Below are 14,378 nucleotides of genomic sequence, written 5' to 3' on the forward strand. Positions count from 1 at the left end.
GGAGCGTGGCTTCTTGCCAGTGGGGCAGATCAAGCTGGGCATGCACGTCTTGCGGGCCAATGGCACCTATGGGGTCGTGACGGGGTGGAAGAGTGTGCCGGGGGTCAGGGTGATGTATAATCTGGAGGTGGCCCAGGATCATACCTTTACGGTGGGGATGGGGCAGTGGGTGGTCCATAATACTTGTGGCCCTGGTGGCAGTGGACAAGGTTTTGCCACTCAGGATTTACGGGATGATCACTATGGTCGACATGGTGGAGGTTTCGGTTCCGAATATGGATACACGGATGCGGATGCATATGAACAAGGAGCCGAAATTTTTATGCGGGGCGGTTCGCCCAGCGGTACTTATGGTTCTACACTACAAAGGGTACGTGCAAATGGAGATATCAAGCGCTTTAATCCTATCACGGATGAGTTTGGTATCGCACGATCAGATGGAGTCATACGAACGTATTACATTCCAGAACCAGGTATTCATGGTTACGCGACAAATCTGGATTACTTCCTTTCTAGTTATTAGAAGCTAACAAGGAGAGTCGAGATGCACGATGGAAAATTAACGCAACAGGAAGCTATGATTATCCATCAGCTTCTTGCCAAGCATGGTATTACTCAGTACGAAGTGGTGGGAGCCGTTGAAGAAGGGAAAACATTACCCGGAAGTCGTGGGCCACGTGATATTGAATTGTTATCGGGAACAGTGGTAACATCCACAACTGCATATTCATTTTGGCTAGACTGGGTTGACGGAGACTATACTCTAGGTGAACAGAGCGGTGAGTGGAGGGAACTCGCTCCTGGCAACATAGCCAGTGATTTTGAGATCAGAGCAGCACAACAGCGACTTCGGGAAAAAGGGGCATCCACACTCTAAGCTGGACGGTGTATATTATGAAGGAGAGAAGACGACGTGGCAACAAATTCGCTTGCCCTTGCTGTGGCTTTCTTAACCTTGGAGGAACGGTCGCCCAGTACGTATGACATGTGTCCGATCTGTTTCTGGGAAGATGGTCTTGTTCAGTTCAGGGATCCAACCTCCTGCTGTGGAACAAATGGTGTGAGTTTCGCAGAGGCACGTGAGAACTTTGAAAGCATCGGATTCTTGTTACCCAGGCGAGTATGGGAACGTCCAAGACCATTCTCACTTCAGGACCTTGAAGACGCTGGGCGAGAATGGACAGATTGAGTGGCGGCTCAGTTTCCCAGCGTCTGGAATAGGAAGTTACCGCTACGCCACCAGCCAGAATCTGGGTCCGTATATCCCACCGTGGAATGCTGAGCAGCAAAGCAACGAGTACTCTTAATTTTAATTTTATCGTGTTTACCCGGTGATCGTCACCATTAAAGGAGCCGCCGCCGCTTTTTGCCCCTTTTGATCGACAGCGGATACCGTCAGTGTTGCTGTGGTGCCGCCGGATATGGCATTGGAGAGCTGCACCTGCCAGGAGAAATTCGCGTAACCGCTGCTATCGCTTATTTGCTGCATGATCACGTCTTTCACTGAGGCGGAGTTGTAGCTGATATGAAGCAGCACGCTGACGCCTGGTTCGCTCGTTGAGACTGCTATATTGACCTGGCTATTATTATGCACCTGAGCGGGTGGATTCATGATTTGTATGGTCAGAGGCGAATTATTCTGGGAGCCTGGTTGACTTGTGGGAGTGGCCGGAGCCGTAGGGCTTGCGGGGTTCGTAGGATTGGAAACAGGTGTTGAGCCAGGGGATGTGGTCGAAGTCTGACCCGGCGTCGAAGGTTTTTGTGACGGTGTCGTACCTGGATCGCCCACCGGATTTGATGTGCGAGCAATCTTTGGTTGCGCAGTGCGTGACGATGTTGACCGTTTTGGGGTCGAAACCATGGCTGAAATGCCAATCCCTGTGATGCTCGCCGCGGCAATGCCGGCCAGCCCAACCAGGATCGAACGTCTCGTAATGTGCCTGCTGGTTTCCTTCTTCTGCACTACTATCTCAGGAAGAGGAGTATGCGGTACGTAGAGGCCTGATTGATCGCGTCCCACCTGTGTGTAGGGATCATGCTCAACGCTTGTGGAGCGCATCTCAATGGCCTCGCGTTCCTGTGTGGTACTCTCAAAATCGTCCACCAACCTGACGAGCGGTGGATTCGATGAGGCGCAGGCAGTGTAGGAACTCGATTGATTGCACTCTTCCGCAGTGCAGGGGCCTGGTTGATCGCGCGTCCCCGCTTCATCAGAAGCGGCAGGTAAGATGCTGACGAGCGAGGAGTCGGTAATGATAGCTGGCTCCTCGTAATAATACATGGATGTACCGGCAAGTTCCGGCATGAATAATGAGAAAGGCTGCGGGACAAGATAGAGATCAGGCATAAAGGCGAGTGAGTCTGGGGTATCAAGCTGCTCCACATAGAGCGTACCGGCGCTGGCCGGGAAAATCTGATCCGCGGCAGGGATTGCTTGGATATCTAAGGCAGCATCGCAAGCCGCTTCAAAGGCAGTGGCGCAGTCCTGTACCGTCGGGAAGCGCTCAGATGGATTTTTGGCAAGCGCTTTCAGCACAACCTGTTCAATCGCGGGGGGAATAGACGGCACTTTTTCTGAAAGTGGCGCGGGTAGGCAATCGATGTGTTGTCGCGCTATTTCCTGGTCAGTGCCGTTGAAAGGCCGGTTGCCCGTGAGCCATTCATACATGACGATTCCCAGGGCGTACTGGTCGCTGGCCGCGCTTGCCAGACCTTGCAACTGCTCTGGCGCCATATAGGCCGCCGTGCCCGCTTTCATCTGAACATATGGGCGTCTGGCGCTTTGCGCTATTATCGCCAGGCCAAAATCGCTCAGCAGGAGATGACCGTCAATCCCCAGCAGCAGGTTTTCGGGCTTGATATCGCGATGCACGAGATTTCTCTCATGCGCATATTGCAATGCAGCGGCCACCTGGCGCACATAGGAGAGAATAGCTGGCGCGGATAGTATGGTTCCCTGCGGGTAGCGCTGGCGCAATGAGCCATGAGGAGCATAGCTCATGACAATATAGGGGGTGTGATGATCGACGCCGAATTCGAGGACTTTTACAATATTGGGATGGTCTAAGCCGGCGGTAACGCTCGCCTCGCGCAAGAAATTTTCCTGTGCCTCGCCTAATAGCTGGATACGCAGCACTTTGATGGCAGCAAGGGTTTTGAGCGTAATATGCTCACCCAGATAGACATCAGCAAATCCGCCATGCCCCAGTAAATAGCGCAGGCGATAGTTGCCCAGATACTGCCTGACAAGCTCTGCCATCGCTTAACCTCTTTGTTGAGTCGATCGTTTTTCAATCCCATTTCAAGCGCCATGACACCGCGGTGTCAGAGAGGAGCATAGAAAGACGCTTCTAGCCCATCCATATGAGCTATTTCCATAGGAATCCCTGCCGGGTCGAGCCATCATGGGCGTTCGCCCCGCTGCCAACAAGCAAAGGATACTCCTTCAATCTGAAAAGGTCAAGCGTAATAGTACTGCTAGCAGGCGGTTCAGTCACCTAAACTTTTTCGCGAACTCTCCGATAGTAACGGTGAAAGTAGATAAGTTATCTAAAGGAGAGACATACATGAGCCTCAAAGAGATCGTCAGCCACATTGGTCCCATTGCCGGCCTTGCAACTGTAGCCGCCGGTGCCGCGGGCGCCTCAACCTTTGCCTATATTCGTAACAAACGCGCTAAAAGTGATGTTGTGCCGGAAACTTCCACAGCCCAATTAGAGCAGGAGAGCGAAATAAATCAGGCGCTCAAAAAGAAACCCAAAACTGCCGCCGATTATGGCAAGCGCGGCAATGCCTACTACCGGCTGCGTGAGTACGAGAAAGCGCTTCAAGACTTCGATAGCATGATTCGCCTGAACTCTGAAGAGCCCGCTGCTTATTGCCAGCGGGCCATCACCTATGCGGCCCGCCAGGAGTTCAACGAGGCGTTCCATGACTTAGACCAGGCCATCGCGCTCGACCCAGACTATGTACCGGCCTACTACAATCGCGGCGAATTGCGCCGCCTGCAACACGATTACCGGCAGGCGCTCGAAGATTTGAATCGCGCGCTCGAACTTGATTCCAACCATGCCATTGCCTGCTACAGTCGCGGCCTTACCCACTATGCGCTCGGTGACTATCAGCAGGCGATCTCCGACTTCGACCGCGCCCTGGCTATCGATCCCAACTATATACAGGCGCTCATCGCCCGGGGTCTCAGCTATTCCGCGCGCAAGGATTATGCGCGCGCCATACAGGACTTCGACCAGGCGCTGGCGCTCGATCTCCAACGGGCCGAAATCTGCGGCGTTCATGCCGTCCGTGGTCAGGCTTACGCCGCGCTCAAGCAACGCGAGCAGGCCATCCAGGACCTTGACCGCGCCCTGGTGCTAAATCCTGAGAATGCCCTGATCTATGCCAGCCGCGGCAATGTGTACTTTGAACTCAAAGAGTATGCGCGTGCCATCCAGGATTTCAACTGCGCCCTGGCCCTGGATGCCGGCATGGGCAACATTTATTACAATCGCGGCTTCGCCTATTATTGTCTCAAAGACTACCAGAGCGCCATCGCGAGTCTCGACCAGGCCCTGGCCTTGAACCCGGACGATGCGCAGGCCTACAACAATCGCGGCGTCGCCTACTTCGACCTCAAAGACTACACGCGTGCTATCCAGGATTTCGACGCGGCCCTCGCCCTGCACCCCAACGATACCTCCGCACGCTATAATCGCGCTACCGCCCATCTCTGGCAAAACCACATTGAGCGCGCGCGCGATGACTTTGCTCGCACCTGGGAACTGGACGAATCGGACATCGAGGCCGGATGGATGGCCGCGTGGTGCAGCATGTGCCAGGACTTCGATAGAACGGCGATGATAGAACGCCTGGAAATGGTCGCCGCCATCGCGCCGGAGCATTACCTGGCGTTCGCCAGCAGGGCCGTCGTCTTTTACCTGCGCAAACAGTATAGCAAGGCCCTGGCGGAAGTAGACCAGGCCCTCACCCTTGAGCCGGATGAATGGGACGCCTGCTTCTGGAAGAGCATGATCTGCGCCGCGCTGAAGCGGGATGATGATGCAGTGGCAGCGCTCGACCAGGCGCTGGCCAACGGCTTACCGCCGGTGCTACTGGCTCCCCTGCACTGGCTGGAGCACCCGCGCCCGGATTTCTACCGGAAACATGCTATACCGGTGCTGGTTCGCAATGATCAGCCATTGATCCAGCCACGAGAAATGATAAGCTGAGGATATAAGCTTTATCAGGGCAAGCATAAGGATATGGGCAGCCAATTCCTTTCCTGATGTATAATCCAGGACATACAGGGAAAATCATTGCAAGGAGGCTTGCTTGCTTAAACGTAAACGTCCACAGGAAGAAATCTTCGCCTCGTTCAACTGGTGGGACAAAAGCTGCTTTCTCAACCAGATGACCGGCGACCGTTGCGATTACATCGAGTCGTGCATCACGCGCGTTTTCGGGAAGGGCGCGCTCGCGCAGCAGGAGATACTGGAGATAGGTTCAGGTGGTGGTCTGATTTGCGAGCAACTCGCGCGGCGCCAGGTTGTCGCAGTCGGCATAGAGCCTTCCAGAGGCGCATTGGAGACGGCGCGCGCCCATGCCATTCAGAGCGGCCTGGGCCAGAATATTTACTACCAGCAGGGCTTTGCCGAATCGCTGCCCTATGCCGGCGGCAGTTTCTCGGTCATCGTCTGCCTCGACGTGCTGGAACATGTACAGAATCTGCCACAAACGATCAAGGAGATTGCTCGCGTCCTCGCGCCGGGCGGCGTCTTCGTCTTCGACACCATCAACCGCACATTCCTGGCGCGGCTCATCCTGATCTGGTACGGTGAGCACTTTCCCAGCGGCGGCCTGACTCCCGGCATTCACGACTACCAGAAATTCATCAAACCGGTCGAACTACAGGCCCTCATCACCATCAACGGCCTCACGGTACGCGAGACGACCGGCTTCATACCGCGTGGCTTCACTCACGGCCACTTCAAAATGGGGCCAGGACCTCTAAAGGGTGTTGCCTATGTAGGTTATGCCACGAAAGAACGTTAGGAGTGGTTGAAGCGCCTTAGCCTTTCAACCACTCTTTCTTATCTTCTTTGGGCATCGTGCTCTTTTCAATCGCCTCGGCAAAGCTCTGTTTCTTCGGGGCCTGTTCGCTGCGCGCGGCCTGGGCAGTCTGACGGCGATTCATCGTCATCACCGCCTGGCTGTTATTCAGCATTCTGCCGAATTGCTCGCCGCTGACCTCGAAAAATTGCGCCAGCCGCTCCAGTTGGCGCTCGCTCAGGCTTACCAGTTCGATCACCCCGTCCTCGAATTTCTTCCATACATCCACGCCCAGGCGCAGTCCGCGTGCCGCTTGTGCCAGGGTCAAACCGCGCATCGCCCGCAGTTCTTTCAGATTTGCCGCCGCCTGCGCATCGCCAAATACGCGTTCCATCGCCGTCGCATAGGCGCGCCGTGTCAGCGGCAGCACAGCGTCTTCCTGTGAAGGCGCGGCGACATGATAGGCGGCGATGAAATCGATCAGCGCGTCCTGCGCGTCTGGATGGTCCCGCAATAACGCGAGCTGCGCCTGCGTATCTCCCATCTCCTCGGCGGCCAGCCAGGCCATTTTCAATTGCTGCAACTCACTTGTATTCATAGCTCATCTATTCCTCTCAACATCATTATTGTGTGTAGCGTCAAAGCTGCTGCGCTGAACGTGTGTAAGTGGCCTGTTCTTTCAGGATGCAATCGCGCAAGTAACCGCGGGCGCGTTCGTAGCGGAGGCGCACCGTTCGTTCCGTGCGCCTGCAGACGGCCGCGATATCGTCCCATTTCATCTCCTCGATGGCTCGCAGCACCATGATCTTGCGGTCCAGTGGATCAGATAAAAACGTCAGGATGCGCTGGCTTTCCTCCGCTGCATGCAAATGTTCGTACTGGTCAACAGGATCGGCCACATCCGCGTTGGGAGGCGCTTCATCATCGACCGGCGAGGCCTGGAGCGATTCCATCAACGCGCGCGGCACGTGATGCGGCCGGCCCGTTGGTCGCCCATCATCATCGCGCTGGTAGCGCAGCCCCTCCTGGCGCAGCACGCGATTAAACTCATCCACACACAAACAGCGCACATAATGAATAAAATTTTGCGTGATAAATACCTCTTTGGGGTCCATCGCCTCGCGCAGCAGGTGTTCGCTCATATTGGCGATAGCCTCTTCGCGCAAGTCGGGCCGGTGCCTCAATCCCCAGGTGTGCCGCTGAAATTCGGGCGCGCATCTTTCCAGCAGCACCTCGCTCAGCACGCGCGCTCCCTCTATATCGCCCTGCGCATGCAGGGCGCGAATGTTCAGCACCAGTTCAATCTCGCCTATCGCGTAGCGCCCCTCCGGCGTGCGGCGGCGCAGGCGCTCCATCAACAGAGGGTCCTTTAGATCTATCATGTTCTCCCCCTCTTACTGCTCATGGCCTCCTTTTACCGCCTCATTCTCCCTTGAGACGGTAAAAGCATGCCTACTTCTGCAATATCTGGCTACTTATACCTTCTTTTGCAACTCTCAGAAAACGGAAATCTCTCGTATCGAACATAGCATAACACCAATCAGATGAGGTGAAAAGTCACCATATTGAACAGCATAGATACGATGGTACCCTTCCCACGATACCTTTGTTACTTGTTCCCTCGCCCACAGTTTAATAGACTAGGAGCGCGGGACGCTCCGCAGGTTCGATACTGCACCGGACGGGCGGATAGCACCTCAAAGGGGAAGCAGCTTACTCGCTCTCAATTTTATACGTTTTTGGCCGAACATAGATAAAGAAGCTATTTATGCGCTCAAGAGTCTATCCGGTTGAAGGGAAGGGACATAGACGTGCTTGAAGTATTACCCAAAATTGCGAAGATGCAGGCGTCATACGCGCTTGGCAGACCCCTGGCTCTTCCATTGAATTTAACCATCAGCGTAAGTTACCGCTGTAATTCTCGCTGCAAAACATGCAATGTCTGGCAGAGGCCCAACGACGATTTTACCATTGAAGAATACGATAAAACATTTGCCTCCATTGGCAGGGATGCCTACTGGTTCACCTTTAGTGGCGGTGAGCCAACGCTGCGCAAAGACCTGCCCGAGATGGTGGAAGCCGCCTATCGTCACTGCCGTCCCGGCATCATCAACATTCCCACCAACGGGATACAAGATAAAATCATCCCCGCGCGCATCGAGCGTGTATTGCAAGCGGCACCCACCTCCGAGGTAATCATCAATCTCTCGCTGGATGGCGTGGGCGAAAAGCACGATATCGTGCGCGGCGTCAAGGGCAATTTCGAGCGCGCTATGCGTACCTATGCAGGTCTCAAGGCGCTGAAAGGTCGCTACAAGAACTTCACGCTGGGCGTGCATACCGTCATTTCTAACTTCAATGTCGATGAGTTCGAAAACATCTATGCTTTCGTGCGCGACGAATTAAAGCCCGATTCCTTCATCAGCGAAATCGCCGAGGAGCGCGTCGAGCTGGACACGGTAGGCATGGGCATTACTCCACCTATCGAGAAGTACCAGCCGGTTATCGAACGCCTGCAAGAGGGCATCCGCAAGGCCGAATTCAACGGCGTTTCGCGCATCACCCAATCCTTCCGCGACCGCTACTATGATATCGTGAAGCGCACGCTGGTCGAGAAACGCCAGATCATTCCCTGCCTGGCCGGGGTTGCCTCCGCGCAGATCGCGCCCAACGGTGATGTCTGGACCTGCTGCATTCGCGCCGAATCGGTCGGCAATCTGCGCGAGCACAACTACGATTTCGGCTCCGTCTGGCGTACCGCCAAAGCCGACGAACTGCGCCACAGCATCAAGGCCGGTGAGTGCTACTGCCCCCTGGCCAACGCCTCTTACACCAACATGCTCTGCCACATGCCAACCTTAACCAGTGTCGCGCTCAATGTCGCGAAAGGAACGGCAGGGGCCGCGATCACATCTACTTCCAGCAATCGTGGCAAGTCCGCGAAGCTGCGCACCCTCCCCGTTATCAATGCCGCCGACGAGGCCCGCATCTACAATGGCAACGGGCATAGTAATGGAAACGGGCACGGTAATACCGAGAACGGCCACAAGGCCAGGACCGAACTGCATGTGATTCAATAGTATCTGGTTGGGCAGGGCCGATGATGAACTTTTATCAGCACAATCGTGAAGCATCCCCTGCTCATGTCATTCTTCGCTGCGCTCAGAATGGCATGACCAGCGGAGATTCTTCAACCCGGCAACGTGTGCGTCTCTAAAAAATCCCAGATCGCTTCCGTTCCCGAGCGACTGCCGATCATCCTGGGCCAGCTATGTCCCTCACCGATCATGCGGTAATGGACAACGGCGCCATCTGCCTGGCAATGCGTCCATTGCTCACCCACCGCGCTGCTCGTCCGCAAGAAGATAACCGGTCCTACTGTGCAGCCATCCCTTACAGCCCAATCACGCAACCAATCGGGTATCGCGGGCAGCGGCCACCTGGGATTCACAGAAGTGGGGATGCCGTTATAGGGTAAAATCGGATCGGCAGTGCCGTGAATATCAAGGATAGGAAGAGATCTTCCAGGGTGGCATCCACCGGGGATGGCATAAAAATTACCGGAGACGGGCGCAAACGCGGCTATCCTCATGCCGAGGGTACATGCCAGGTAAGCCGCCATAGCTCCTCCATTGGAGAAACCTGTGACATAGATGCGCCGCGCGTCGATACAGAACTCACTTTGCAGCCTGTTCAGCACATCGCTCACGAAAAGCGCGTCATCAACCCCATAATCATAAGGGCCAATGCTGGCCCAGAATGACGGGCCACCCGGACCATCCGGCAATCCCTGCGGATAGACCGCGATAAAATCCTGCTGATCCGCCAGCTTTGAGAAACCCGTAGATTTTTCTGTCCCTACCGGATTCCCGCCATAGCCATGAAAGATCAGCGCAACGGGAATAGGATGATTCAGGGTATAGTCGATTGGCACATGGATAAGATAGCTGCGCGAAGTATATCCTTCCGCCTGCCTGGGGTGAGCATCAATCATCTCATCTGCGCTCGTTCCCGGCGTAATTGGCGAAACCCTGCCACAACCTGTTGTAACTACCGGTCTATCGATAGCACTATCGTTCGCCTGGGAAGTGGGTTGAGGTAAGACGGTCGAAACCGCTGTATGATGCGAACTGGGGGAAGGTGTCTTGTTGCTAGAAGCAGGAGAACAGGCAACTAACAGCAAGAGAGATAAAGCAGCCAGGCAATATAGGTATTTACGAGTACCACAAAAATATTCCATCATACCCCTCTTGTGCCAGAGAGCCTGCGAGTGCGGGCCTATCGTTCACAAGCCACACAATGCAGACATTACGTCTTCTACTGCTAAAGACGCAAAGAGGGGCAAAGTATTGCAAAAAGAAGAATGTTTTACTCGCCTTCGTTCAGGTGGCGCTTTGATGAAAGGGCGCGTAGATGAGGGTTGGTCTCATGCAGGAAGGCGCGGCGCAGGCGTTCAACTTCCTGCCGCAGCTCGGCCATTTCCTCGTTGTGCAGCTGTTCATACGCTGCCAGGCGCTGCTGCAAGAGCAACAGTTCATAGGCAATGCTTCCCTCACCTGTATGAGACATCGCGGCGTGATCCTCGTGCATCTCGTCACATAGAGCGCCTTCAGGAACTGTCTGCATCATCTCACTTGATCCCTCCAGCGGCGCTATCCCGGTATAATGCAAGTGATTATAGGCACCATTACCTGCCACAGTAAAATCTTCCTGGTGTTGCCTGCTAGTCATAACCCTTGATTCTCCCATGTTGAAACGTGCGTTTTCCCACAATGAAATGTACCCGTAATTTACGCAATTATCAGGCAAAACTATGCCTCAGACAACGCACAACAGTATCGTGATATACACCCATTCGTATCAGTACGCGAGCAAATCGGTAGGAAGATCATCCTATATCAATAGAAGGAAGAGACCGGCTTACGTTAAAATCTGATGAAATGTCAGAAGCTAAAAAACATCTCTCATAAACAAATCTCTAACGTTCAGAAAATCGCAATACTGCCGAAAAGGATAGTATGGAGCAAGTATGACATCTGCATTTTTACCATCTCATCGCGTACTACCAATAGTACCGGAGCCGCAGCCAGCAAAGGGTGCGGCTCCGGCAGCTCAAATGGCGGAGGCACCGGCAATGGCCAGAAAAGCCGCATTACCGGCAGAGATTCCTGACACGCCGCGGATACAGCAGGAGTCTCTGCCTATTCGTGTGCTGATCGTTGATGACCATGAGATTGTGCGCCGGGGACTCTACACGGTTTTGAGCGAACAAGAAGACTTCGAGGTCGTGGGGCAGGCCGGAACCGCTAATATGGCCATTACGCTCGCCATGCAGTTGCAGCCCGATATCATCATCCTCGATATCTTTCTGGGCGCATCCAGTGGGCTTGATATCGCCCAGCAACTACAGCGAGGATGTCCCAAGACGCGCATTGTCATACTTACCAGTTATTCCGATGAAGCGCATCTCTTCCGCGCCATGCGCATAGGCGTGCATGGCTATTTGCGGAAATCATTGCCTGTCAGCGAGTTACTCCCTGCCCTGCGCTCCGTTCATTCAGGTGAGCGTGTTATCAGCGAGCCGCGCGCCATTACGCAGGTATTGGGCGAATTTGAACGCCTTACCAAGGAGCAGGAACGTATCCGTTCCGGCCTTACGGACCTCGAAATCGAACTTGTGCGCCTGGCTGCCGCGGGATGCAGCAACAAAGAGATCGCCGCGCGCCAGTTCTGGAGCGAAGTAACGGTCAAACGCAAGATGCAGGATATTTATCGCAAACTTTCAGTCACCGACCGCGCGCAGGCCGTCGCGGAAGCCATGCGCATGGGCTTGATCTAGAAGATACTGGCAAAGGAGAAAACTTATGACAGAATGTCCACAATGCGGAACCATGAACGAGGACGATGTGAAGAATTGCAAGGGATGCCGCGTCAACATGTACTGGGCTTTCCAGCATTATGAAGAGCTGGCCGCCCTGCGGCAGGCGAATAAGCTGCCGCCGCGCCCCGAAAGCGCTCCTTTCCTGGTTCAGACCAGCAGAAAAATTGACGATGGCCCTACTGCCGAATGGCTGCACAAAACCATCAAGAAGTTCGGCTTCAAAGGCGCGGGCAAAAAGGTCAGCACGATAACGGAATAACAGGCATAAAAAACCACCAGCGGATGGCAGAATTCTGAAAGGCGACTGCCAGAGTACGCCCCTACCCCACACAGCGGGGCAAGCCGTGTGGGGTAGGGGCGTACTCTGGCAATCGGAGCTTACCTTATTTCATCGCACCGGCCAGGGGCGCGTGCTGGCTGGCCTGCGTCACTGATGGCTGCTGCATGCCGCCGGCATTGAACCATGCCGCCGCCAGCTTGATGCCCTCGCGCAAATCTACCTCTGGCTCGTATCCCAACTCGCGTCGTGCCTTATCCACACTGTGGCGATTATCGGTGCCGAACATCATCGCGCCGAGTTGCGTTACCACCGGCTTCGTATGGGTCACGCGCGCCACAACCTTCTCGGCCACAATGCTGCCATAGTAAACCGGCAGGTAAGGTACGTGCAGTGTCGGACGCTTGCCACCAACGGCATCCGCAATCGCATTGAACATTTCCAGTTGCGTCAGGGGGCGATCATTGGTGATGTTGTACACATTGCCGGGCGCATTCTCATGATATCCCGCCAGCATGAATCCTTGCACCACATCGGTCACGTAGCAGAACGGTAGCGCGTTATCGCCCTTGCCGAGAATCAGCCCCTTGCCGTCTTTCACCTTCTGTGCCATGCGTCCAAAGTGCAGCCGGTCGCCAGGGCCAAAGAACGTGCCGGGACGCAGGATCACCGTCTCGACATCGCTATTGAGCATCAGGCGGCGCATCAGGCGATCACCCTCCGCCTTGGTGATGCTATACGGGTCGGGGTCGGGCTTCAGCGCATCCTTCTCAGTCAGAAAGCGCCCATGGCCCAGGCCATAAACGGTGTGGGAACTGGTATGAACGAAGCGGCGCACGCCTGCAGCCTGGGCCGCCCGGTACAGGTTCTCGGAGCCGGTCACATTCACCAGGCGATAATCTGCCAGCGGACGCCACACGCCCATCATGCCGGCCAGGTGAAATATCAAATCAACATCTTTAACAGCCGGTCCCAGGGTGCCTGCATCCGTCACATCTCCCCTCACAACCTCTACATCCTGTGCCAGCAATGAATCCGCATTTTCCACAGGCAGCACCAGCGCCCGGATATGCTCGCCGCGCTGGTGCAATGCTTTGATCAGGTGGCTTCCCAGCAAGCCGGTAGCACCCGTAATCAGCACTTTCACGATACTTCCTCCTATCTCCAAACCATTTGATTATGTCTTCGCTATCTATAAGGTGGGTGAAAATGATCACCCTGGCTTCTAGCCCTTACCTCATAGAATGCAACGAGCATAATCTATTTGCTAGTGACGAACGGCCCTGAAGTACTAGTTCATTCGTCCATAGGGCCACGGGGAGTTGGAGCGGGGTGTGGTGGATGGGGATGGAGAAGCCTTGCTCTTGCAGCTTCTCAGCTAAATAAAAAAGATCAGGATAAAGCTTGTCAAGAGGAGAAGGCCTCCAAGTTCTATTTCATGCACAATGCCAAGGGCCATAGCAATGGCAAAGACAACAATTGCCGCTATCTTCACAGGTTGTCTGACAGGGCGTGGAGCAGGCCACATAGGCGCTGGGGGATAGCCCTGTGGTGGCGGGTAGTATGGAGGTTGCCATTGAGGTGGATTTAATGGCTGTTGAGGTTGAGGTGGATAATATGTTGGTTGTTGCATAGGCGTTGTCTGATATGGTGATTGTGGATAATATGGTTGCTGTGGTTGTTGCGGATAATTCTGCATGTATAAAATCCCCCTTTTGTAATGCTCATCATTGTTACCATTTCAAGCGCCATGACACCGCGGTGTCAGAGAGGCACATGGAAAGGCGCTTGTAGCTCATCCACATGAGCTATTTCCACAGGAATCCCCAACGGGCGTCCCAGGCCAGTTAGCCTTCAACTGACCGTTTGTTCCGTCAGCCAGGAGAATGGTTTCAATCCCTAACGGGCGTCCCAGGCTATTTAGCCGGATAACATGTCTAAATTCACAGATGAACATCCGTAGTTTCAATCCCCAACGGGCGTCCCAGGCTATTTAGCCCAAGATATGACTATAGGCAAAAGCATGATTGTTATTCACTACAGTTGCACTTGCAAAATCCCGGGAAGAGTCCCGGGATGCCTCTCTGTTGCTCATTGTACTCTCTGCTTCTGGTTCCGTCAACGGCCTCTTCCCGGGATGCTCTCACATCTCGTGCGTTTCTCAGCTGGATGTGA

The 14,378-nt window shown here is 54.5% G+C and carries 14 protein-coding genes; 7 read left to right on the top strand and 7 right to left on the bottom strand.

What is annotated here, in order from left to right; all coding sequences use genetic code 11:
* On the top strand, positions 1–523 hold a 523-nt coding region (locus VFA09_14810), incomplete at its 5' end, for a hypothetical protein (protein HZU68545.1).
* A gap of 21 nt (positions 524–544) precedes the next feature.
* Positions 545–877: a hypothetical protein gene (locus VFA09_14815; GenBank protein HZU68546.1), complete on the top strand. Its 333-nt coding sequence runs from the start codon at positions 545–547 to the stop codon at positions 875–877.
* A gap of 447 nt (positions 878–1,324) precedes the next feature.
* Here VFA09_14815 and VFA09_14820 read toward each other — a convergent pair whose 3' ends face one another.
* Positions 1,325–3,259, bottom strand: coding sequence for a protein kinase (locus VFA09_14820; protein HZU68547.1), 1,935 nt, complete (start codon positions 3,257–3,259; stop codon positions 1,325–1,327).
* A gap of 307 nt (positions 3,260–3,566) precedes the next feature.
* On the opposite strand from VFA09_14820, the gene VFA09_14825 reads away from it, so the two are divergent.
* Entirely contained in the window at positions 3,567–5,225 is a 1,659-nt protein-coding gene (locus VFA09_14825) for a tetratricopeptide repeat protein (protein ID HZU68548.1), read from the top strand.
* Between the two features lie 103 nt (positions 5,226–5,328).
* Positions 5,329–6,048 (top strand): bifunctional 2-polyprenyl-6-hydroxyphenol methylase/3-demethylubiquinol 3-O-methyltransferase UbiG, encoded by a 720-nt coding sequence (ubiG, locus tag VFA09_14830; GenBank protein ID HZU68549.1) that lies wholly within the window; start codon positions 5,329–5,331, stop codon positions 6,046–6,048.
* Positions 6,049–6,064: 16 nt separating this feature from the next.
* On the opposite strand, the gene VFA09_14835 is transcribed toward ubiG, so the two are convergent.
* Both VFA09_14835 and VFA09_14840 read right to left on the bottom strand, forming a co-directional pair.
* Entirely contained in the window at positions 6,065–6,643 is a 579-nt protein-coding gene (locus VFA09_14835) for a helix-turn-helix transcriptional regulator (GenBank protein HZU68550.1), read from the bottom strand.
* Between the two features lie 40 nt (positions 6,644–6,683).
* Positions 6,684–7,427, bottom strand: a complete 744-nt coding sequence (locus VFA09_14840) for a sigma factor-like helix-turn-helix DNA-binding protein (protein HZU68551.1) — start codon at positions 7,425–7,427, stop codon at positions 6,684–6,686.
* A gap of 429 nt (positions 7,428–7,856) precedes the next feature.
* Between VFA09_14840 and VFA09_14845 the strand changes: the two genes are divergently transcribed.
* Positions 7,857–9,125, top strand: coding sequence for a radical SAM protein (locus VFA09_14845; GenBank protein ID HZU68552.1), 1,269 nt, complete (start codon positions 7,857–7,859; stop codon positions 9,123–9,125).
* A gap of 110 nt (positions 9,126–9,235) precedes the next feature.
* On the opposite strand, the gene VFA09_14850 is transcribed toward VFA09_14845, so the two are convergent.
* On the bottom strand, positions 9,236–10,288 hold the full coding sequence (locus VFA09_14850) for a PHB depolymerase family esterase (GenBank protein ID HZU68553.1): 1,053 nt from the start codon (positions 10,286–10,288) through the stop codon (positions 9,236–9,238).
* A gap of 125 nt (positions 10,289–10,413) precedes the next feature.
* The gene (locus tag VFA09_14855) at positions 10,414–10,776 is read right to left on the bottom strand and encodes a hypothetical protein (protein ID HZU68554.1); all 363 of its coding nucleotides are present in this window, start codon (positions 10,774–10,776) and stop codon (positions 10,414–10,416) included.
* Positions 10,777–11,074: 298 nt separating this feature from the next.
* Here VFA09_14855 and VFA09_14860 point away from each other — a divergent pair, with 298 nt between their 5' ends.
* Positions 11,075–11,884, top strand: a complete 810-nt coding sequence (locus VFA09_14860; GenBank protein ID HZU68555.1) for a response regulator transcription factor — start codon at positions 11,075–11,077, stop codon at positions 11,882–11,884.
* A 25-nt stretch (positions 11,885–11,909) separates the two neighbouring features.
* On the top strand, positions 11,910–12,185 hold the full coding sequence (locus VFA09_14865) for a hypothetical protein (protein ID HZU68556.1): 276 nt from the start codon (positions 11,910–11,912) through the stop codon (positions 12,183–12,185).
* Positions 12,186–12,309: 124 nt separating this feature from the next.
* Here the strand turns inward: VFA09_14865 and VFA09_14870 are convergent, their stop codons facing one another.
* Both VFA09_14870 and VFA09_14875 read right to left on the bottom strand, forming a co-directional pair.
* Positions 12,310–13,350 (bottom strand): NAD-dependent epimerase/dehydratase family protein, encoded by a 1,041-nt coding sequence (locus VFA09_14870; GenBank protein HZU68557.1) that lies wholly within the window; start codon positions 13,348–13,350, stop codon positions 12,310–12,312.
* Between the two features lie 231 nt (positions 13,351–13,581).
* Positions 13,582–13,902, bottom strand: a complete 321-nt coding sequence (locus tag VFA09_14875; protein ID HZU68558.1) for a hypothetical protein — start codon at positions 13,900–13,902, stop codon at positions 13,582–13,584.
* Between the last annotated feature and the right edge of the window lie 476 nt (positions 13,903–14,378).

Source organism: Ktedonobacteraceae bacterium (genome assembly GCA_035653615.1).
Lineage (GTDB): Bacteria > Chloroflexota > Ktedonobacteria > Ktedonobacterales > Ktedonobacteraceae > DASRBN01.

What these genes read in the sequence shown, in the direction of transcription:
- VFA09_14815 (HZU68546.1), top strand. Translation starts at nt 545, where the DNA reads ATGCACGATGGAAAATTAACGCAACAGGAAGCTATGATTATCCATCAG.
- VFA09_14820 (HZU68547.1), bottom strand. Translation starts at nt 3,259, where the DNA reads ATGGCAGAGCTTGTCAGGCAGTATCTGGGCAACTATCGCCTGCGCTAT.
- VFA09_14825 (HZU68548.1), top strand. Translation starts at nt 3,567, where the DNA reads ATGAGCCTCAAAGAGATCGTCAGCCACATTGGTCCCATTGCCGGCCTT.
- VFA09_14835 (HZU68550.1), bottom strand. Translation starts at nt 6,643, where the DNA reads ATGAATACAAGTGAGTTGCAGCAATTGAAAATGGCCTGGCTGGCCGCC.
- VFA09_14840 (HZU68551.1), bottom strand. Translation starts at nt 7,427, where the DNA reads ATGATAGATCTAAAGGACCCTCTGTTGATGGAGCGCCTGCGCCGCCGC.
- VFA09_14850 (HZU68553.1), bottom strand. Translation starts at nt 10,288, where the DNA reads ATGATGGAATATTTTTGTGGTACTCGTAAATACCTATATTGCCTGGCT.
- VFA09_14855 (HZU68554.1), bottom strand. Translation starts at nt 10,776, where the DNA reads ATGACTAGCAGGCAACACCAGGAAGATTTTACTGTGGCAGGTAATGGT.
- VFA09_14860 (HZU68555.1), top strand. Translation starts at nt 11,075, where the DNA reads ATGACATCTGCATTTTTACCATCTCATCGCGTACTACCAATAGTACCG.
- VFA09_14865 (HZU68556.1), top strand. Translation starts at nt 11,910, where the DNA reads ATGACAGAATGTCCACAATGCGGAACCATGAACGAGGACGATGTGAAG.
- VFA09_14875 (HZU68558.1), bottom strand. Translation starts at nt 13,902, where the DNA reads ATGCAGAATTATCCGCAACAACCACAGCAACCATATTATCCACAATCA.